Below are 20296 nucleotides of genomic sequence, written 5' to 3'. Positions count from 1 at the left end.
CACTTCTTTAATAATTTTTCAAGTTTTAATTATTATTTAAAATATCCATTATTATAAGCTTCTATAACCTTATCTATAAAATTAGCTTTTCTTGAGTCAACTATACTTTTTATAGCTATTAACATTTGTATGTTCTCATCCTCATCTAGTAAATCATCACCAAAGTTGTCACTATTTCCATCAGTTATATCCAAATCTTTATCATTGATATCCAAACCCTTATCGTTGCTAGAAGTAAAGCTTGGGTTGCTATTTAAGGAACTATTATTACCTAAGCTAAAGTTTCCCATTCCTAAATTATTCATCATACCTTGTAAGGCTCCTAAATCAAATCCATTTCTATTATTCGTACTATTTCTACTTTGTTGATTATTTCCAGACTGACCTAAATTAAAGTTATTTAAATCTAACCCATCCATCTTCATAGATGAAAGCATATTTCCAACTTGCCCCATATCCATATTACCACCAAGCATACTCATAAGTTGGGCGGGGTTTATACCAAATGGAGCATTATTATTTATTCTATTATTGGAGCCTTCATTAATCTCTCTATCCCCTTTATGTCTATGTCTCTTTCTTGACATTTAGGTTCCTCCTATTTATATTTCTGTTGCTTTATTATATGTAAAAAAATCAAATATGTTTATAATTTTAGGCATTTTTTTGGAGGGCTAAGCCCTCCATCCTCTACACTAGCAGCAGCAACCGTCTCCGCCAAATAAGCTTCCTAAACAGCCTCCACATAGTAAGAATAATAAAATTATTAAAACTGAACAGTTATTATTTAAAAGACCTGATCCGCATGCGATTAATAAGAATATAATAGGTGTAATACAACTATTCATTCCCCCAAATATATTTCCAGTTCCACAACATGGCATTGGTTCACAGCAGCAGCAATCATCATAATCTCTTTTATGGGAATGTTTCTTTGACATAACTATCTCTCCTCTCTAATTTAAATTAGCAGCATCCGCCAAATATATTTCCGTTTCCACAGTTACCGAATCCTGAGCAACCGTTGCAAAGGAATAGAATTACTAATAAGAATAGATAAGGTGAACAGTTTCCAGATCCACCATATCCGCCGCCATATCCTTCACAGCAGCAATCGCGTTTACGTTCTTTCTTGCAGCAACACATATTGTTTCCGCCGCCGACTCCTCCACTATAGAATAGTATCAATAGTATCCATATCCAACTTCCAAATCCACAGCCAGCTCCTATATTATTAAAAGGGCCTTGGTTTGAACATTGGGGTGCAATATTATCACTACAACCGCATGAATTTAAACCATTTAGAATTTCATTCATTTCCATAATTTACTCCTCCTTAGGGTTTTTTGTTTTTTTTGTTTTATAGTATATACTATTCTCTCGAATAATAATTGCCACTGTTTTTTATTGTAATATTTTAAATTTTTATAAATAAAAAAAGGAACTTATAGTATTTAATATAAGTTCCTTTAATATATTATTCTTCTATCTTCTGAACTATAGGCCCAAAAAGGTTATCTACTAATTCATCTTTTCCTTTTTTATTAAGTGAAGAAAAGAAGTATAGTTTATCTTCTTTTCCTAAATTTAACGTTTCTCTAATCACTTTTTCGCTTTTTCTCAATTCATTATTAGACAGCTTATCGCTTTTAGTTGCTATAACTACTTCATCATACCCATAAAACTTAATCCACTCATGCATTTGTATATCATCAGCTGTAGGCTTATGCCTAGAATCTACTAAAAGTACTACCCTTTTTAATTCTTGCCTTCCATTTAAATAAGTTTCTATTGTTTTTCCCCAACTTGCTTTTTCAGTTTTAGATACTTTAGCATATCCGTATCCAGGCAAGTCAACTAGATAAAATTCATCTCCATTTATTATAAAGAAATTAATTAATCTTGTTTTTCCTGGTGTTTGACTAACCTTTGCAAGCTTTTTCCTATTAGTTAAAGCATTTATTATAGAACTTTTACCAACATTAGAACGTCCCACAAAGGCTATTTCTGGAAGCCCAGTAATTGGGTATTGCTCTTTTTTAACTGCAGATATAACAAAATCTGAATTTTTAATTTTAATCAATAGTATCAACTCCAATTATAGCTTTATTTAACACTTCATTAACATGATCAACTGTAATGATATTAAGCTTATTTTTTACTGTATTTGGTATTTTAATTGTATCCTTCTCATTTTCTTTTGGTATTATTATAGTATCAATTCCAGCCCTATATGCAGCAATTGATTTTTCCTTTAATCCTCCTATTGCAAGTACTCTACCAGTTAGAGTAACTTCTCCAGTCATAGCAACATTACTTCTTACCTTTTTATTAGTTAATGCTGAAATAATAGAAGTAATTATAGTGACTCCTGCAGAAGGACCATCTTTCTTTATTGAACCCTCTGGAAAATGTATATGAATATCAGTATTCTTATAGAATTCTTCATCTATACCATATTTTACTGCATTAGCTCTTACAAATCCAAATGCAATCTTAGCTGATTCTTGCATAACATCACCTAACTGACCTGTAAGAACTAATTTACCTGTTCCCTTCATAGTCACAGATTCTACTGGCAACGTATCTCCACCAGCGGCAGTCCACGCCATTCCTTTTACTACGCCTACTCTATCTTCTTTTTCTTTTATATCAAAACTATATATCTTGTTTCCTAAATACTTCTCAATCCTATTAGAAGATATTGATATTGACTTCTTATCATTCTTTATCATTTCAGTAAGAGATTTTCTTATTAGCTTTCCTAAAACTCTTTCTAAACTTCTTACTCCAGCTTCCCTAGTATAAGAATTTATTATTTCCTTTATAGCACTTTCAGATATCTTAAATTGATCCTTTGTTAACTTATGGTCTTTTAATAGTTTTGGTATAAGATAGTCTTTAGCTATATGATATTTTTCTTCATAAGTATATCCGGATACTTCTATAATTTCCATTCTATCTAATAGTGGTAATGGTATTGTATCTAGTGAGTTAGCTGTAGTTATAAATAATACTTTAGATAAATCCATATCTAATTCTAGATAATGATCTCTAAATGTATTGTTTTGTTCGCTATCTAATACTTCTAACAGAGCATCTGCAACATTTCCCCTGTTATCTGATCCTAATTTATCTATTTCATCTAATAAAATAAGCGGATTATTAACTTTAGCTTCCTTTAAAGCATAAGCTAACCTACCTGGTATCGCTCCAACATAAGTTTTTCTATGTCCCCTAATTTCGGCTTCATCTCTAACCCCGCCTAGAGACATTCTTGTATACTTTCTATTAGTTGCATTTGCAATTGATTTAGCTATTGATGTTTTACCTACTCCTGGAGGCCCAACTAAACATAATATTGGTCCTTTTAAACTATTTGTATATTGTTTTACTGCTAAATACTCTACTATTCTTTCTTTTACTTCTTCTAGACCATAATGTTCATTATCAAGTATTTTTTCTGCTTCCTTTACATCAAAAGCATCCTTTGTTGATTTACTCCAAGGTATATCAAGTATCCAATCTAAATAACTTCTTATAACATTACTTTCAGAACCTTGACCAGATGCTGACTTTAACCTTGAAAGTTCACTTTCAGCTTTTTCTCTAACATGTTTAGGTAATTTAGCCTTCTTAATTCTTTCTTCATATTTAGATATTTCTTTTTTATCTTCATCATCTTCTCCAATTTCTTCTTGGAGTACTCTTATTTGTTCTCTTATATAATATTCACGCTGAGACTTATCAACACTTTCTTTAAGCTTCCTACCTATTTTCTTTTCAACATTTATTATATCTATTTCATTTTCTAATATAACAAGTAGCTTTTCTATCCTATTAATACAATTAATTTCTTGTAATATTTCTTGTTTTTTATCTTCATCTACAATTACATATGAAGCAACTACATCTACAAGCTCACTATAATTTTCTATTGTATCAAATATAGATATAACATTATTTCTTATGTTTCCTGAAGCTTTAATATATTTACTAAAACTCTTTCTTAAAGAATTTATATAAGCTTCAATATTTTCATATTCTTCATTTGAAGGCTCTTCTATTCTTTCGACTGATACCTTTAAATATTCTTCACTTGAATCTAATTCTTTAATTTCTCCTCTATCTAATCCTTCGACTAAAACTCTTATTACATCATTAGGTAGTTTTATTATTTGTTTAACCTTACATATAGTTCCTATATCATAAATATCACCAATTTCTGGATCTTCTATTTCATAATCCTTTTGAGTTGCTAAGAATATATCTGTTTGCTTTTCCATCGCTGCTTCTATAGCTGCCTTAGACTTTTCTCTTCCTACATCAAAATGTATTATCATATTAGGAAAAATACTAATTCCCCTTAGAGGAATTAAAGGTAGAGCCATTAATTTTTCACTCATCTATTCCCATCCTCCTTACATTATTATGTAACTTTTATAGTATACACATAAAATTATTATTTTTCAATCTATTTTAATATATACAATACATAATACTTAAATTTCCATATAAAATAAATAATATCAATTATTATATTATATTTATTATTATAATTATAATATAAACTTAGAATTTAGCAATGGACAATATTAGTAAAGGGTACTACTATCAAATTAACTTATACTATTTAGCTTTATAATTAAAAGAGCCGTCTTTCGACAGCTCACTAAAAATTATGAATATAAATTTATTGATGTAACTTTTTCTAAATTACTAAGGTGGTATGCTATTCCTCTCCTTTGGCTGATAATATATCTATGTTGTTATTAACAATCATATCTTCAACAATTACATCTTTTAATATAGCTTCTTCTATCACTTCATTTAAGCTTTTAACAGCTATAACTTTAATTCCTGCTATATCTTTAAAACTATCCTTCCAATTTTCAATTGGTATGATAACTTTTGTTGCTCCAGCCTTTTGTGCTGCATTTATTTTTGCATTTACTCCTCCAATAGGCTTAACTTCTCCCAAAAGGCTTATTTCTCCAGTCATAGCAACTTTATTACTTACCCTAACTTTATTTATAGCACTATATATAGCAGTTGCAATTGTTATTCCTGCTGATGGTCCATCAACCGGCATACCTCCTGGAATATTTATATGTATATCATAATTTTCACATTCTAAATTAAAAATATTATTTAAAACTGTAAGCACATTTTGTATTGATGAATATGCTGTACTTTTTCTTTTGATTTTTCTATTATTACTGCTTATTTCTTCTTCTTCAACAATACCCGTAACTTTTAGATTTCCTATTCTATGCGTTACTTTCTTTGCTGTTGCTTCTATTTCCATTAATATACCTATATTAGCTCCATGCACTGCTAATCCATTAACTACTCCTATTTCTGATCTATCCTTGACTTTTTTATCAGGAATTTGAGTATAATTTCCATTTTCTATAACCCACTGTATATCATCTATACTTATATCACTTCTATTTTCATTTATTGCTACTCCAGAAGAAAGCTGTATTAAATTAACAACATCTCTTCCATTAGTGCAATACTTTGAAATTAAATCTAAACATTTATCATCTATTTCTAATCCAACCTTATTAGCTGCATTCTTACCTATTGTCTTTATCTCCTCAGGATGTAAGGATCTAAAGAATATCTCAACACACCTTGATCTTATAGCAGGAACTATTTCTTCTGGGCTTCTTGTAGTAGCTCCTATTAGTCTAAAATCTGCTGGCAAGCCATTATCAAATATTTCTTTTATATAATCTGGCATATTGGGATTTTCACTACTGTAATATGAACTATCCAAAAATACTTTTCTATCTTCTAGTACTTTAAGTAACTTATTTAGTTCTATAGGATGTAATTCACCTATTTCATCCATAAATAACATTCCTCCATGTGCCTTTGTAACAGCACCTGGTTTAGGTTGCGGTATTCCTGCAACACCTAGAGAGCCAGCCCCTTGATAAATCGGATCATGTACTGAACCTATTAAAGGATCTGCTATTCCTCTTTCATCAAATCTTATTGTTGTTGCATCAATTTCTATAAATTTTGCATCTTTTTTGAAAGGAGATTTTTCCACCTTCTTAGCTTCTTCTAATACTAGCCTTGCCGCAGCAGTTTTCCCTACCCCTGGAGGTCCATATATAATAACATGTTGTGGATTTGGTCCACATAAAGCAGCTTTTAAGGCTTTTATTCCATCTTCTTGCCCTATTATTTCTTCAAACTTAGTCGGTCTACTTTTTTCGGTTAACGGTTGTGTTAATTGAATACTCCTCATTCTATTTAACTTATCCATTTCCTTAACATTTTCTCTTTCAATAACAACTTTATTATTACTATGGCCTTTATTATTGTTTACCATATAATAAATAAATATTATCATAGTCGTTATTTGCAATACTACTAATAATTCAGTCATAAATTTTGCATTACCATTTAAAGGTTAATGCTCCCTCCCTTCTTTTAGTCATATCAATATTATTAACTTAATCAAAGGTTAATATTCCATAAAAAAAGGGATAATTACCATTACTTTTCTTGAAAATATTTTATTTTTAATGTTTAAAAATAAAAAACATCTTATAGTTAAATATAACAATAAGATGTTTTTTTATTATGCAGTTTCTATGCCTTTTCTTTTTTTAGTTTTCTTAGCTTTTAATTGAGGTCGTACTTCTCCCTCAGCTAATTTAATAATTTCCGGACTATTTTTTTCTTTTATACAATCTTCATTTATAATAACTTTAGAGATTGTTTCATCAGAAGGAATATCAAACATAACCTCTGTCATCATTTCTTCTACTATAGATCTTAACCCTCTAGCACCAGTTTTTCTTTCAATAGCTTCATTTGCTATTGCTTTTAATGCATCATCAGTAAAATCTAATTCAACATTGTCAATCTCAAAAAGCTTTCTATATTGCTTAACTAAAGCATTTTTAGGCTGAGTTAATATATTCACTAATGCATCATTATCCAATGATTCTAAAGTTACTACAACTGGTAATCTACCAACAAATTCAGGTATAAGTCCAAATTTTAATAAATCACTTGGCATTATATCTTTAAGTAGTTTACCAACATCTTTAGTATGTCTAGATGTTATATTAGCGCCAAATCCTATAGAACTCTTTTCAGTTCTTTTTTCTATTATTTTATCTACACCATCAAATGCTCCACCACAAATAAATAAAATATTAGAAGTATTTATTTGTAAGAATTCTTGATGTGGATGTTTTCTTCCACCTTGAGGTGGTACTGAAGCTGTTGTTCCTTCAAGTATTTTTAATAACGCTTGTTGAACACCTTCACCTGAAACATCTCTAGTAATAGAAGGATTTTCAGATTTTCTTGCTATTTTATCTATTTCATCTATATAAATTATTCCTTTTTCTGCTCTTTCTATATCGTAATCAGCACTCTGGATTAACTTTAATAGAATATTTTCAACATCTTCTCCTACGTATCCTGCTTCTGTTAATGTTGTTGCATCTGCTATAGCAAATGGAACATTTAAAAACTTTGCTAATGTTTGAGCTAGAAGCGTTTTACCAGATCCTGTAGGCCCTAATAAAAGTATATTACTCTTTTGTAATTCAATATCATCATCTATTAGATTAGAGTTTATTCTCTTGTAGTGATTATAAACAGCAACAGATAATGATTTTTTAGCTTTTTCTTGACCAATTACATATTGATCTAAATAATTTTTTATTTCATTTGGTTTCGGAACACTTGTTGTATCTAATTCAATTCCGTCCTCAAATTCATCTGCTATTATTTCTGAACATAAATCTATACATTCATCACAAATATATACACCAGGTCCAGCTATTAATCTTTTAACTTGTTCTTGATTCTTACCACAGAAAGAACACTTAAGTTGTTTCTTCTCATCGTACTTAGCCATAAATTCACCTCGCTTGGATTAAGATAGAACTTTACTTAGTTGCTACCTTTATCATTTTTCGTAATCACCTTATCTACTAATCCGTAATTCATAGCTTCTTCTGCTGTCATAAAGTAATCTCTCTCAACATCTGTTTTTATTTTTTCTAGAGGCTGATTAGTATTCTCACTTAATATTCTATTTAATGATTCCTTAATCTTTATTATTCTCCTTGCGTGTATATCAAAATCAGTTGCTTGACCTTGGAAACCGCCTAAAGGTTGATGAATCATAATTTCACTATTTGGTAATACAAATCTTTTTCCCTTTGCTCCAGATGAAAGTAAAAATGACCCCATTGAAGCTGCCATCCCTATACATATAGTAGATACATCCGGCTTAATATATTGCATTGTATCATAAATAGCCATACCTGCAGTTATTGATCCACCTGGACTATTTATGTAAAGATGGATATCCTTATCAGGATCTTCACTTTCTAAAAATAATAGTTGTGATACTACTAAATTAGAAGTGGTATCATTAATTTCTCCACTTAACATAATTATTCTATCTTTTAATAATCTTGAGAAGATATCATAAGATCTTTCTCCTCTACTAGTTTGCTCTACGACCATAGGAACTAAACTCATTTTTATTCCCTCCTTCTCTATTTTCTACCTTCTTTTATAATATATCCATATTCTTAAAAAACTAATTATATTAAATTATATAAAATTTTATTTATTTTGTTAATGAATATTTGAAATAATTGCCAGAATTTCATTCTGGCAATTATTTTTTGTATATTATTTATTATTTTCAACTAAGAATTTTATAGTCTTTGATACTTTAACATCAGCAAGAAGTGCTGCTCTTTGGCCATTCATTAATAAATCAACCATTTTGTCGTCTTCTTCTGCTGAATACATTTTTGCAACTTCCTTAGCTTTTTCTTTTAATTCTTCTTCTGTTGCATCAATATTTTCAGCCTTTTCTACAGCTTCTAAAACTAAATCTGTCTTTACTTTAACTTCTGCATTTTCTTTCATATATTCTCTCATTTTTGCTTCGTCTGTACCAGTAAATTGGAAATATTGTTCTAGATTTAAGCCTTGATATTGAAGTCTTTGTTCTAAGTTTCTTACCATTGTATCAATTTCTTTTTCAACCATAACTTCTGGAACATCGATCTTAGCATTTTCAACAACAGCTTTTATAATTGCATCTTCATATTCTCTTTCTGCTCTATTGTTGTTTTCTTCTTCCATTTTTTTAACGATATCTTCTTTTAATTCTGCTAATGTATCAAATTCTGAAACTTCTTTAGCAAATTCATCATCAATTTCAGGTAATTCTTTTATCTTTATTTCTTTTACTAAAACTTCAAATTTAGCTTGCTTATTATTTAACTCTTCTCTTCCATAGTTTTCTGGGAAAGTTACGTTAACTTCTACTTTATCTCCAGCTTTTGCTCCAACTAATTGATCTTCAAAAGTATCTATGAAAGTACCTGATCCTATTTCAAGTGAATAATCTTTACCTTCTCCACCTTCAAATGCTACATCATCAATAAATCCTTTGAAATCAATAACTGCTGTATCCCCAGTAGCTATTTCTCCATCTTCTTTAGTTTCGATTCTAGCATTTTTTTGTTGCATTTCTTTTAATTTTTCATTTACTGCATCTTCTGTAACTTCATAAGATGGCTTTTCAACTTTTAAGCCTTTATATTCTCCTAATTCAACCTCTGGATAAACTGTAACTTCTGCAGTATATACAAACTCTTTTCCTTCTTCTGCTGTTATTACGTCTACCTTTGGATAATCAACAGGAATTATGTTATTTTCTTCTAATACTTTTGAATATGATGCATCTATAGCAAAATTAACTGCATCTTCAATTAAAACTCCTATCCCATAGTATTTTTTAACTATAGCCATAGGAACCTTTCCTTTTCTAAATCCTGGTACATTAAAGTTTTTAACGTTTTTATTGTAAGCTCTTTTTAAAGCTTCTTGAAATTTTTCAGCCTCAACCTTTATTTCAAATTTAACAACGTTTTTCTCTATTTTTTCCATTTTAGCTTCCATTGTACTCTTCCTCCTAAAATAGTAAGATACTATCATAATTGATATAACTAGCTTATTATACCATACTCTATCAAATACTTTCAAATATTTGTTTATTTAATTTTATCTTAGTTGACTAAATCGCTATTTTGATTTACATATTTAACATTGCCATCAATTACAACTTCTAATCCCTTTTCTTTCAAATCTCCAAATTTTATTTCCTTCCCCTTAGAATTCCATAAAGTACTATGAGTATTATTATTTAAATCTATAACCCATATATATTTATTCAAATCATATCCAAAATAGGGTACATTACTAATGTATGCAACTTTTGTATCTGTTATAAACCTTGCTTCTACATTCCATAAATATCCTTCATATGTTTTAATAACTGAATCTTTATTAAATACCTCTCCATTTGGAGCTGTATATTTATCTTTTGTTATATTCGATTCCTTTTTATTTGAATTAAAAATTTTCATATTTTGATTTTCATCTATTATTAAAATTAAATTTTTTGCTTGATTTATTGTATAATAAATATTACTTGGAACTTCTTTTACACCTTTAAATTTTATAGTCCCATTTATCTCTTCATATTCTGCTTTTAATATAGAATTTTCATTGATTTTAAATTCTATTATTTGACTTTCTGGCTCCTTAGGTGTCTCTTCAATAACTTCTTTATTTTCATTATTTTCTAAGTTATCAATATCTTCGTCTATATTATCTAAAGATTCATCTTCAGCAATCCACATTTGAAGTTTATTTTTAAATCTATCTGTATTTATATTACCTGCAGCTATCTTCATAAATAAGATCCCTATAAGTAAAATCCCCACAACTGAAATAGCTGCTATTCGTCTTCTGCGTTTTTTCATTTTCCTCTCATAATCTCTGCTGAATATGCTAGGTTTTCTCACACCTAATACCTCCCACAACTTATATTTTATATTAAAAGCTTTTACATTTATTTATTATTAAATACATTTATAGTATTATTTTCTTTTATTTTTTGCAACCACAGCCTGAACCGCTTCCTTTACTACTACAACATCCACCACATTTTAATAAGCCAAGTTCTCTCATTTCTTGCACCGATAGCTTAGCTTCATTTTCTGTATAATCTTCGTAGTCAGGTGTTGACTTTAATATATCTTCATTTTTAAAATTTTTCATTTAAATCACCTCAACTTATATTATATAACGTATTTCATTGAAAGCTCTATATATTTTGTATATTTTTATATATTTTTATTTTATAAAATGCTAATATTTTCAGAAAAAATCTTATTTTCGATAAATTTTATAAAAACTATTGGATTTTTTGACAAAATATAATATAATAAATATATAAATTTTACAATTATTTTATTAATTACATATTTTTTCAATACATAATTAGCCCATACTACTGATAATATTTTTTATTATCAGTTTTAATAAAACCCCACATATGTTCATTTATTCCCTTTCTTAAATGAACATAGAAACCCTTTAACCTGTGCATTTTTGTACAGGTTTTTTATTATTCATTACTCATTGTAAAAAAAAGGCCTTTCGGCCTTTTTACACATATCCCATAGGGTTTGTATGCTGTCCATTAATTCTTATTTCCCAATGAATGTGAGGTCCAGTACTCATACCTGTTGATCCTACTCTTGCAATTGTTTCTCCTCTTGCAACAGTTTGTCCAACACTCACTAATCTTTCACTATTATGAGCATATAAAGTTTGCACTCCACCACCATGGTCTATAATTACAGTTTCTCCATATCCAGAAATCCAACCTGAATATGCAACCACACCACTTTTAGAAGCTGCAACAGGTGCTCCATAAGGATCTCCTAAATCTACTCCTGTGTGGAATCCAGATTCGCCTGTTACAGGGTTAATTCTTGGTCCATATGGATCTGTTACAATACCATAACCAGGTCTTAAAAACGTCTCACTACTTGGATCTCCAGGAATCGTATTTCCTCCTGAGTTCTCCTCTCCACCTTGATTATTTCCACCTGTATTACTTCCACCATTATTAGAACCGTTATTTATTTCATTAAATATATTATCCAAAGCTACTTGTAATTCTTGATTATAAGAAACTAAATCACCAATTTGTTCTTCTAATTCTTTTTCTTTATCTGATAAAGATGCTATTAATCCTGATTTTTGTGATTCCAATCCATATAGCTCGTCCATTTTGCTTTGATGGAATTCTTGTTTTACTATGAACTCCTTTTGTGCTTCCTTAAGTTCATCTTGCTTTGCTATTACTTCATTTTTATCAGCTTCTATTTTTTCTAAATTTTTTGAAATCTCAATCTTTTCTTCCTCTAATTGTTTTTGAATATTTTTTGCTGATTCCATTAGCCCTTTATCTAAAGTCATTATTCTAAAGACATTTTGAATATTATTAAATAAAGAAACTACACTTTCACTTTTTAATATCATATAAATATAATTTGCCGTTACATCCATTTTATAGTAATTTCTTACTCTCTGATCTAACGCTTCTTTTATCTTTCTACCTTCTTCTTCTTTTTCTGTAATAAGGGCTTCTTTTGTAGAAATTTCATTTTCAGCACTTGTTATCTCTGAATTTATTCTATCAATTTCACTTTGTACCTCATCTATTTTAGTTTGATACTCATTAACTTCTGCTTTAGCACTTTCCAAATCCTTACTTTTATCATTAATTTGATTCAAAATTCCTTGAAGTTCACTTGATTGATTTTCTATTTCTCCATTAACTTTGTCTTTTTCATTTTCTAAATTATTTATATCACTTTGATTTTGTTCTATTTTATCTTGTAAGGAGCTACTACTTTCTGCAAACACCAATGTGTTGCTTGAAAAAATTACTACAACAGCTAAAGTTAGTGCTTTTAATTTCTTATTCATAAGTTTTACACCTACCCTTATTCTAAATTAAACTTTTGTACATTGGTTATTTCCCACTTGCCATCAACATATTCTATTTGAGTTAAAAACATTTCGTTAACATTATCTTTTATAAATGGGATAAGCTTTTTACTTACACTATAATCTAAATTTATAACTATATTGGCTTTGTAAGTCTTATTTTCATAATAAAATTCGCTACTTCTCACTTCTGTATTTAATTCAGTAAGCTCATAATTATTTTTTAAAAATAAGCTTTCTCTTTTTACACTGTCATAAATTTTATTTTTTGCATCTTCATCTGCATTTTTTATTAAAGAATAATCATTTAAATTTAAAGCATCAAAAACACTACTGTAAAAAATATTAGTACAACTGTCTATTTCAGTTAATAATTTATCATTAACCATATTTATATCTATATTTATATTAGGTAAGCCTCCCACATTAACTTTTTCACTTTTTAATACTCCCCATGGAAATTCTCTTTCCAAATATATATTTATGCCTTTGTTTATGGGTATTGGTCCATAATTTTTTATATCTTTTACTTTTTTATTTACTTTTTTGTCATTTATAACTACATCTGCATCATCAAAGTTTGACGATAAATTTATATTAATAGCTTTCAAATTTAATATATATTCTTCATTTTGCATCAAAAATATTTCTTGTTCTTCAACAACCTTTCCGTATAAAGTATCCAACTCCCCTCTTATTATATATTTCCCGGGAATTAGACCTCTTTTTATCTTTGTTGCATCTATAACCCTATTATCAACATAAATCTTAGCATCATCAAAATTTGTATTAATTTTTATAGAAACAGGCTCTATTTGTATTTTATAGTTATTAAAAAATAGTATTTTGTCATTTTTCAAAGTAAAAAATCTACTTTTTTCATTACTTTTTAACCCTCTTATTATGTCATCAACTTGATTAGTATTATCTGAATAATACTCCGCTAAAGGTTGTAAATCCTTTTTACTTATTTTCTTATCATCAACTCTAATCTTTTTAAATATTCGCCCCGGTTTATTTTCTTTTAAGGATATTTCTAAATTCTTCAAAACAATATCCTTTGAAGCCTTATAACCTCCTACCCAAAAACCAATTAAAATAAAAAAAACTAAAATTGTACTAAGTAGTAATTTTCGCTTAATTAGAAATTCTTTAATATTATTAAAACTTAAATTTTTTATATCTTCTTTTAAAAGACATATGTATTTTTTTAAGTTTTTTAATAATCTATCAAATTTCTCCAAATTTATCAACCCTCTTTACTCTAAAATATCTATTATCCATTTTTTACATGTTACGCATTTATATATTCTTATTACAAATAAATCCAGCATTCTCTGTTTTCCTGTGCTTGCTAATGCTTCTACTTCTGCTTGTGTTAAAAATTCATCATTTTCATCTAAAAATCCTGGTATTTCAACTATGTAATTTTTATTTGTCTTTTCACAACATTCATTTTCTCCTACTACTTCTATTTCCTCATACGTAAGATCTTTGCTAAGTTCTTCTATTATAGGTAATATATCTTCAAATTCGTCTAAATTATCTAAAAATTCTTCCTTATAAAATACCAAATCTCTTATTTCGAATAATTTTTCCATAAAAACACACCTTTATTTATATTTTAATTTAATTTTATATTTAATAATACCATTTATCAAGATATTTTGATATTAAGAAACTATTAATAAATATATGATATAATAAAAAAACAACATTTTATTCTAAAGGAGGGATTATATGATATTTGATAGCCATATGCACTCAAAATTTTCTACAGATAGCGATATGAATATATTAGATGCTATATCTATTAGTAATGAAAAGAATATTGGTATCATAATAACTGATCATATGGATTTAGATTATCCAGTAAAAAATGAATTTAGATTTGATGTTCCTACTTACTTTAATAAATATGAAAAATATAGATCAGATAAATTAAAGCTAGGAATAGAAATTGGATTAACACAAAATACCTTTGCTCAAAATGAAAAAATAGCTTCTAGCCATGATTTTGATTTTATTTTAGGTTCTATACATGCGGTCAAAGATCTAGATATATATTGTGATTATGTACATCAAGGTTATAATAAACATGACTTCTTTTCTTATTATCTAGAAGATATGTTATCTTGTGTAAAATTATATAATAACTTTGATTCATTATCACACATAGATTATCCTTGTAGATATTGCTCTTTTAAAAATAAAGAAATACCATTTTCAGATTTTCAAAATATTCTTTCTGAAATATTCACTACTTTAATAAGCAAAGAAAAAGTTTTAGAATTAAACTCAAGCAGACTTCATATCACTTCAGCTAGGGAATCCTTATTTGATATATATAAACTATACAAAGACTTAGGTGGCAAATATGTTACTTTAGGTTCTGATGCTCATAATCATAAAAACATTTCTAAGAATTTTAATATAGCATTAGACTTTATAGAATCCATTGGCTTAAAAGGAGTTTATTTTAGCAAAAGAAAACTTCAATATTTCTAAAATAAAAAAACAGCTATATCATGTTCTTATAATATAGCTGTTTTCTTTTGAGTTATTTCATTTTACTTAAATTTAGTATCTCTTTTTCCTTAAGCCTATATACTGTCCATTCATCCATAGGAACTGCCCCTAGAGATTTATAAAATCTTATTGATGGTTCATTCCAATTAAGACATGTCCATTCCATTCTTTTACAACCTTCTTCTCTTGCTTTCTTTCCTAAGAATTTAAATACTTCTTTTCCAAATCCATTTCCTCTAAATTCTTTTTTTATAAATATATCTTCTAAATAAAGACCACTTCTTCCTATGAATGTAGAAAAATTATAAAAATATAATGCATATCCAACTGGCTTTTCATCTAACTCTAATATTACTACTTCTGCTCTATTATTTTCAAAAATAGAGTTTCTTAATGTTTCTTCTGTTGCAATAACTTCATCTGACATCTTTTCATATTCTGCTATTTCCTTTATTAAGGACAAAATCAATGGAATATCCTCTTCTGAAGTTTCTCTTACTTTAAAATTTCTTATATTAGTATCATAATATCTCATAAAAATTCCCCTCTTCTCTAACTATATATGTTTCTATTAATACTATACATAATTTAAATTAATAATATATTAAATCGTCAATATTTATTTTAAGCTATTTCCTTTATCATAGCTATATCACATCTATCACATACTTCTTCATTAAAATCTTCAAATCCATACTTTTTATAAAGTTTTATAGCCTTATATAAAGCTGAATTAGTTTGCAAAGTAATTTTTTTATAATTGAGTAACTTAGCAATTTTAAAAGAGTTTTCTATCATTATATTTCCAAGCCCCATTCCTTGAAAATCTTTCTTTAGATACATCTTTCTTAATTCACAAGTTTCATCATTTATCTTATAAATACCATATGTTCCTATTATGGCTCCATTACACTCTATAACTTCAAAATCCCCATTATTTTGAATATAATATTTAGATATATCAGTTATATCTAAATCCTCTACTTCTGGATTTAGATCTAAACCATAAAGATTCAGTACCTCTTTTACCAAATTTAGTACTTCTACTTCATCTCCATTCCTAGCTTTTCTTATTAAAATGTTCTTCATAAACATGCCCCCTTATTTATCTAAATAAACTAATAAATCTCTATAAAAAAATAGATATATATAATTTTGCTTATTTCGTCACTTCACTTCAAAGTCAACTCAAAATTATATATATCCACTTAAGATTAAATGAAAGGAAATAAGCAACTATTAATATCCTTTATAAGATTTATTGATTTACTAATTTATTAACATTATAAAGGTTTTTTTATAATATTTCATTATAATCATTGAATTTTTTTATAAAAATTTTAAATATATATAGTACTAAAATTAATACAGTTATAAATAGAATTCCTTCAACAATAAATATATTTTTTATGGCACCAACTTGATATAGAGCTACCGGAAAATTTATTACAGCATGAATTAATATGGCTAATACATAATAGATATATTTTCTTTCTTTCACTGCATACAAAATTATAACTGATAATGATATATGAATCATCATGGCAAAAATTCTTTCAATTCCAGGCATAGCCCACATAATGGAGCTACTATTTACAAATTGATCATAAGTAGCACTTATAACTTCCTTTGGTATCATTAATCCCTCCATTATAGATTGAAAGCCACCTTTATTAATTAAAGTAGAATAAACTATAGAATTTATACTACTTATTCCGCCAATTAAAATAGCTTCTATTCCACCGTGTCCAAGTCCATATGTTACACCACTCATTAAGTCCCTATCTTTTATTATAAATTTAAAAGATATAAGTCTTGCTGTTTCTTCAAATATTCCAGCCATAAGGCCTCCATATAGCATATACGCTATTGGTGTACTTAATAAAAATTCTGATGTAGTACTATTTAACTTCAAAAAATATGAATGTATTGGAGCTTCCAAGATTTGTACAGAAATAAAAAATGCTGCTGCACCTATAAAGAATACTTTTAAACTTACATTATATTTCCTTTTTAAAAATATAACCCCTACTATAGGTAACAACACACTCACAAGAAAGCTAAATACCATAAAAATAATTGATAAGCTACTAACCATAATTAATCCCCCTTTATAAATTTAAATATTAAACTTTACATCATATACAGCAAATATAATTATTAATAATATAAATAAAACTAATGATATTGATGCTTTTTTATTTGCAAAATTAATTGTATAACCTATTCCAACCCTTTTTTCTACCATCCAAGCTGGATCATTCTTATTATAATAAAACATTCCCCATATCCATTTATCATCATCATTCTTGTATAGGTCATCCCCTTCATTTTCTTCTTCTATATTCCGTCCGCCTTGACCTATTAATATAAATATTATTATGAATAAAATCATACTAATAGATATAAAACCATTAATAAAATTCTCTAATGATTTAGTATACAAATTATAAATTATTCCTAACTGTATCACTGAGTATAATGCAACCATTTCTAACTCTGTTATAAATAAGAATATAGAAATTAACCTTTTAAATTTTTTCTTTCTTTTCACAGCTGTTTCTATATTTCCACTATTTAAATCAACTTTTGAAGTTAAAGTTATTTTCGTTAGCAAAAACATAACTAAGCACATTACAACTTGATATATAGGAATTTTATAAACACTATAAGAATTTATATTTAAAATATATTCACTTCTTTGTATGGTTAATACTAAAATTATAATAGAAATTAATATTGGTACTAAGAAAAGATTATCATTTAATGGTTTATATCTTTCATTTCTCTTTGGTTTTCTTAATGTAGTATCAACAACAACAACATTATTAGTTTTATAATTCCAATTATTCTTTTCTTTTAACTTCTTTATAATTTTATAGTAAATGCCAAATATAATAATATAAATTAAAAGAGCACCTATTAATGATATTGTCATTATCATTGATAATATAGCTTCACTAGCTCTAAAATTCAAAATCATAATTATATTATTTATCGTAAAATAAATACCAAATATATAAAGCACCTTTCTTCTATAATCTTTATCTAAGGCTTTTATTTCACTTGTCTCCTGATACTTTTTAGGAATTCTAACTCCAAAATATATCCCCTTATTAGAAGTATTATTCAAATAATATGATAAAAGAACCATAGTTATTATAACTATATTTGAAATTAATATAATCATAAGGCTTTGCAAAATAAATACACCTCCTATCTGTATCTTATTATATTCCTCTTATAGCCAAGCATATAATTGCTACTAATACTAGAATTATAGGTAATATCATAATAATCATTCCTATTGGATTTCCTAAATTAACATCCCAGCCAATACCTATTCTTTTTTCTACAAATATACTTGGATCATTTTTATTATAATAAAAGTTCCCTAATAGCCAATGTTTATCATCATCTCTATAGATTTCCTCATCAATCTTTTTAATTTTTATATTTTTTCCACCTTGTCCTATCTTATAACTTATTACTAAAAAAACAATTACAGTAATAAAGATAACTGTTAAGCTAATTATATTTACTTTATTGATGCTCCATCCATACAAAGTGCAAAATTGTATTAACGCAAATAATATAGTAATTTCTAATGTAATAATAAATAAAAATATAGAATTAAATCTTTTAAATATTCTTCTTTGTTTTTTTATTTCTTCTAAAGTCCCACCATTTATTTCACTCTTTCCATTAACAGCAAATTTGTTCATAGCAAGTAAAAATAAAATCATTCCTACTTGAATTAAAACTGGAAATAAAGCTAAATAAAAGAAACCTCGAAATCCACTTTTCTCTACAAAACTATCTGCAACACCTTGAGCATTATAATGAATTGGAAATAGCTCTGGAACATTTTTATATGATAATAGAGTCAGTATAAATGTTATTATTGGAATAATTAATAGTAATAAATAAGTTTTACTTCTTACACCTACAAAGTCTTCCTTCTTCTTAGGTTTTCTTATAGATGTATCTACAACAACTACGTTCTTACCTAATTTTCTCCATCCCTTTTCTTCTTTTAGTCTACTCATCTTTTTCCAATATACAAAAATCGGAATATTTGTAACTACTACTAACAATAAAGTTAATAAAGTAAATAAGGATATTTTAGGATATAAAATTACTATAATATTAATTATTAAAATAATAGGTATGTTAAAGATTAAGTAAAACTTTTTATATTGATTTTCTAATTTTAAAATATCACTATCCTTTTCATATTCTCTAGGAACTCTCACACCGAATATAATTCCATTATTAGATAATCTATTAACATATAAACCACTAAAAAATGAAATTAAACTTATAACAATAGTCATAGAAACAACAATTATCATATCCATAGTTAACTATTCTCCTTATTATTGAAATCTAAAAACACTTTATCTATATATAACTTAATTTCATCCTTACTTATATTTCTATTAAAACACTGAGCCATATAAAAATATAAATTTTCATCCAAATCCTCTCTAAATTTTTCAATTGATTGATTTAAATTTAATGAAACCACTGCGCCTTTTCTTCTATCAATTTTAATATATCCTTCATCCTTAAGCATATTATATGCCTTATTAACAGTGTGCATATTTACCCCTATATCTTCTGCCAATGCTCTTACTGAAGGTAACTCTTCCCCTATTTCAATTTCTGATTTAGCAATTCCTTCAATAACTTGATTCTTTATTTGCACATATATTGGAGTCTCCGAGTCAAAATCTATTCTTAAGATCACTTTATCACCTCGTTTTTACTTATACTTTGTTCAATTTCATTAAGACTAATCTTCTATATCAGCTGTACACTTATAATACCTGATAAATCTGAAATAATGTAGATAATGAACTGACAATTGATTTACCAAGCAATTGTC

At 27.4% G+C, this 20296-nt stretch carries 21 protein-coding genes; 1 reads left to right on the top strand and 20 read right to left on the bottom strand.

All coding sequences use genetic code 11. The features are described 5' to 3' along the window. Positions 1 to 32 precede the first annotated feature (32 nt). The 14 genes from CSBG_RS02800 to CSBG_RS02740 all read right to left on the bottom strand — a co-directional run bounded on the left by CSBG_RS02800 (position 33) and on the right by CSBG_RS02740 (position 14477). Positions 33 to 587, bottom strand: a complete 555-nt coding sequence (locus CSBG_RS02800) for a hypothetical protein (RefSeq protein WP_008676873.1) — start codon at positions 585 to 587, stop codon at positions 33 to 35. Positions 588 to 695: 108 nt separating this feature from the next. Further along, complete coding sequence (locus tag CSBG_RS02795) at positions 696 to 941, bottom strand: hypothetical protein (protein WP_008676871.1); 246 nt, start codon at positions 939 to 941, stop codon at positions 696 to 698. A gap of 25 nt (positions 942 to 966) precedes the next feature. Further along, positions 967 to 1323, bottom strand: coding sequence for a hypothetical protein (locus CSBG_RS02790; protein WP_008676870.1), 357 nt, complete (start codon positions 1321 to 1323; stop codon positions 967 to 969). 154 nt (positions 1324 to 1477) lie between these two features. Beyond that, the gene (gene yihA, locus CSBG_RS02785) at positions 1478 to 2080 is read right to left on the bottom strand and encodes a ribosome biogenesis GTP-binding protein YihA/YsxC (RefSeq protein ID WP_035285595.1); all 603 of its coding nucleotides are present in this window, start codon (positions 2078 to 2080) and stop codon (positions 1478 to 1480) included. Then, positions 2076 to 4406: an endopeptidase La gene (lon, locus tag CSBG_RS02780; RefSeq protein WP_008676865.1), complete on the bottom strand. Its 2331-nt coding sequence runs from the start codon at positions 4404 to 4406 to the stop codon at positions 2076 to 2078. Before lon ends, yihA begins: the two co-directional genes overlap by 5 nt. A gap of 326 nt (positions 4407 to 4732) precedes the next feature. Beyond that, positions 4733 to 6406, bottom strand: coding sequence for an ATP-dependent protease LonB (lonB, locus tag CSBG_RS02775; protein WP_008676863.1), 1674 nt, complete (start codon positions 6404 to 6406; stop codon positions 4733 to 4735). 195 nt (positions 6407 to 6601) lie between these two features. Then, a complete protein-coding gene (gene clpX, locus CSBG_RS02770; protein ID WP_008676861.1) occupies positions 6602 to 7897 on the bottom strand; it encodes an ATP-dependent Clp protease ATP-binding subunit ClpX in 1296 nt (431 codons plus the stop codon). Positions 7898 to 7932: 35 nt separating this feature from the next. Next, positions 7933 to 8529, bottom strand: a complete 597-nt coding sequence (clpP, locus tag CSBG_RS02765; protein ID WP_008676860.1) for an ATP-dependent Clp endopeptidase proteolytic subunit ClpP — start codon at positions 8527 to 8529, stop codon at positions 7933 to 7935. 156 nt (positions 8530 to 8685) lie between these two features. Further along, positions 8686 to 9969, bottom strand: coding sequence for a trigger factor (tig, locus tag CSBG_RS02760; RefSeq protein ID WP_008676858.1), 1284 nt, complete (start codon positions 9967 to 9969; stop codon positions 8686 to 8688). Between the two features lie 107 nt (positions 9970 to 10076). Continuing rightward, positions 10077 to 10877 carry a hypothetical protein gene (locus tag CSBG_RS02755; protein WP_008676855.1) on the bottom strand — a complete coding sequence of 267 codons (801 nt, stop codon included), beginning with the start codon at positions 10875 to 10877 and terminating at the stop codon, positions 10077 to 10079. Positions 10878 to 10962: 85 nt separating this feature from the next. Further along, positions 10963 to 11133, bottom strand: coding sequence for a hypothetical protein (locus tag CSBG_RS18435; protein WP_008676853.1), 171 nt, complete (start codon positions 11131 to 11133; stop codon positions 10963 to 10965). Positions 11134 to 11523: 390 nt separating this feature from the next. Continuing rightward, the gene (locus CSBG_RS18900) at positions 11524 to 12855 is read right to left on the bottom strand and encodes a M23 family metallopeptidase (protein ID WP_008676851.1); all 1332 of its coding nucleotides are present in this window, start codon (positions 12853 to 12855) and stop codon (positions 11524 to 11526) included. A 17-nt stretch (positions 12856 to 12872) separates the two neighbouring features. Next, a complete protein-coding gene (locus CSBG_RS02745; RefSeq protein ID WP_008676850.1) occupies positions 12873 to 14120 on the bottom strand; it encodes a hypothetical protein in 1248 nt (415 codons plus the stop codon). 15 nt (positions 14121 to 14135) lie between these two features. Next, positions 14136 to 14477 (bottom strand): hypothetical protein, encoded by a 342-nt coding sequence (locus CSBG_RS02740; protein ID WP_008676849.1) that lies wholly within the window; start codon positions 14475 to 14477, stop codon positions 14136 to 14138. Between the two features lie 139 nt (positions 14478 to 14616). Here CSBG_RS02740 and CSBG_RS02735 point away from each other — a divergent pair, with 139 nt between their 5' ends. Beyond that, entirely contained in the window at positions 14617 to 15384 is a 768-nt protein-coding gene (locus CSBG_RS02735; RefSeq protein ID WP_008676847.1) for a histidinol phosphate phosphatase, read from the top strand. 52 nt (positions 15385 to 15436) lie between these two features. Here the strand turns inward: CSBG_RS02735 and CSBG_RS02730 are convergent, their stop codons facing one another. From CSBG_RS02730 to CSBG_RS02705, 6 genes are all read right to left on the bottom strand, one after another. Further along, positions 15437 to 15940: a GNAT family N-acetyltransferase gene (locus CSBG_RS02730; RefSeq protein ID WP_008676846.1), complete on the bottom strand. Its 504-nt coding sequence runs from the start codon at positions 15938 to 15940 to the stop codon at positions 15437 to 15439. A gap of 89 nt (positions 15941 to 16029) precedes the next feature. Next, positions 16030 to 16494, bottom strand: coding sequence for a GNAT family N-acetyltransferase (locus CSBG_RS02725; RefSeq protein ID WP_008676845.1), 465 nt, complete (start codon positions 16492 to 16494; stop codon positions 16030 to 16032). 208 nt (positions 16495 to 16702) lie between these two features. Further along, the gene (locus CSBG_RS02720) at positions 16703 to 17503 is read right to left on the bottom strand and encodes a YhfC family intramembrane metalloprotease (RefSeq protein ID WP_008676844.1); all 801 of its coding nucleotides are present in this window, start codon (positions 17501 to 17503) and stop codon (positions 16703 to 16705) included. 21 nt (positions 17504 to 17524) lie between these two features. Beyond that, on the bottom strand, positions 17525 to 18595 hold the full coding sequence (locus CSBG_RS02715; RefSeq protein ID WP_242825263.1) for a DUF5808 domain-containing protein: 1071 nt from the start codon (positions 18593 to 18595) through the stop codon (positions 17525 to 17527). A gap of 40 nt (positions 18596 to 18635) precedes the next feature. Continuing rightward, positions 18636 to 19766, bottom strand: a complete 1131-nt coding sequence (locus tag CSBG_RS02710) for a DUF5808 domain-containing protein (protein ID WP_008676842.1) — start codon at positions 19764 to 19766, stop codon at positions 18636 to 18638. A gap of 2 nt (positions 19767 to 19768) precedes the next feature. Further along, positions 19769 to 20158 carry a GntR family transcriptional regulator gene (locus CSBG_RS02705; RefSeq protein ID WP_008676841.1) on the bottom strand — a complete coding sequence of 130 codons (390 nt, stop codon included), beginning with the start codon at positions 20156 to 20158 and terminating at the stop codon, positions 19769 to 19771. Positions 20159 to 20296 lie beyond the last annotated feature (138 nt).

This window comes from Clostridium sp. 7_2_43FAA, assembly GCF_000158375.2.
GTDB classification, from domain to species: Bacteria; Bacillota; Clostridia; order Clostridiales; family Clostridiaceae; genus Clostridium; species Clostridium tertium.
This window is presented reverse-complemented; position numbering and strand designations above follow the sequence as displayed.

Excerpts from the sequence above, each read along its gene's own strand:
- CSBG_RS18900 (WP_008676851.1), bottom strand. The coding sequence starts at position 12,855 with ATGAATAAGAAATTAAAAGCACTAACTTTAGCTGTTGTAGTAATTTTT.
- lonB (WP_008676863.1), bottom strand. The coding sequence starts at position 6,406 with ATGACTGAATTATTAGTAGTATTGCAAATAACGACTATGATAATATTT.
- CSBG_RS02715 (WP_242825263.1), bottom strand. The coding sequence starts at position 18,595 with ATGATTATATTAATTTCAAATATAGTTATAATAACTATGGTTCTTTTA.
- CSBG_RS02795 (WP_008676871.1), bottom strand. The coding sequence starts at position 941 with ATGTCAAAGAAACATTCCCATAAAAGAGATTATGATGATTGCTGCTGC.
- CSBG_RS02725 (WP_008676845.1), bottom strand. The coding sequence starts at position 16,494 with ATGAAGAACATTTTAATAAGAAAAGCTAGGAATGGAGATGAAGTAGAA.
- CSBG_RS02740 (WP_008676849.1), bottom strand. The coding sequence starts at position 14,477 with ATGGAAAAATTATTCGAAATAAGAGATTTGGTATTTTATAAGGAAGAA.
- CSBG_RS02720 (WP_008676844.1), bottom strand. The coding sequence starts at position 17,503 with ATGGTTAGTAGCTTATCAATTATTTTTATGGTATTTAGCTTTCTTGTG.
- CSBG_RS02790 (WP_008676870.1), bottom strand. The coding sequence starts at position 1,323 with ATGGAAATGAATGAAATTCTAAATGGTTTAAATTCATGCGGTTGTAGT.
- CSBG_RS02730 (WP_008676846.1), bottom strand. The coding sequence starts at position 15,940 with ATGAGATATTATGATACTAATATAAGAAATTTTAAAGTAAGAGAAACT.
- CSBG_RS02735 (WP_008676847.1), top strand. The coding sequence starts at position 14,617 with ATGATATTTGATAGCCATATGCACTCAAAATTTTCTACAGATAGCGAT.
- tig (WP_008676858.1), bottom strand. The coding sequence starts at position 9,969 with ATGGAAGCTAAAATGGAAAAAATAGAGAAAAACGTTGTTAAATTTGAA.
- CSBG_RS02800 (WP_008676873.1), bottom strand. The coding sequence starts at position 587 with ATGTCAAGAAAGAGACATAGACATAAAGGGGATAGAGAGATTAATGAA.
- lon (WP_008676865.1), bottom strand. The coding sequence starts at position 4,406 with ATGAGTGAAAAATTAATGGCTCTACCTTTAATTCCTCTAAGGGGAATT.
- CSBG_RS02710 (WP_008676842.1), bottom strand. The coding sequence starts at position 19,766 with ATGGATATGATAATTGTTGTTTCTATGACTATTGTTATAAGTTTAATT.
- clpP (WP_008676860.1), bottom strand. The coding sequence starts at position 8,529 with ATGAGTTTAGTTCCTATGGTCGTAGAGCAAACTAGTAGAGGAGAAAGA.
- clpX (WP_008676861.1), bottom strand. The coding sequence starts at position 7,897 with ATGGCTAAGTACGATGAGAAGAAACAACTTAAGTGTTCTTTCTGTGGT.
- CSBG_RS18435 (WP_008676853.1), bottom strand. The coding sequence starts at position 11,133 with ATGAAAAATTTTAAAAATGAAGATATATTAAAGTCAACACCTGACTAC.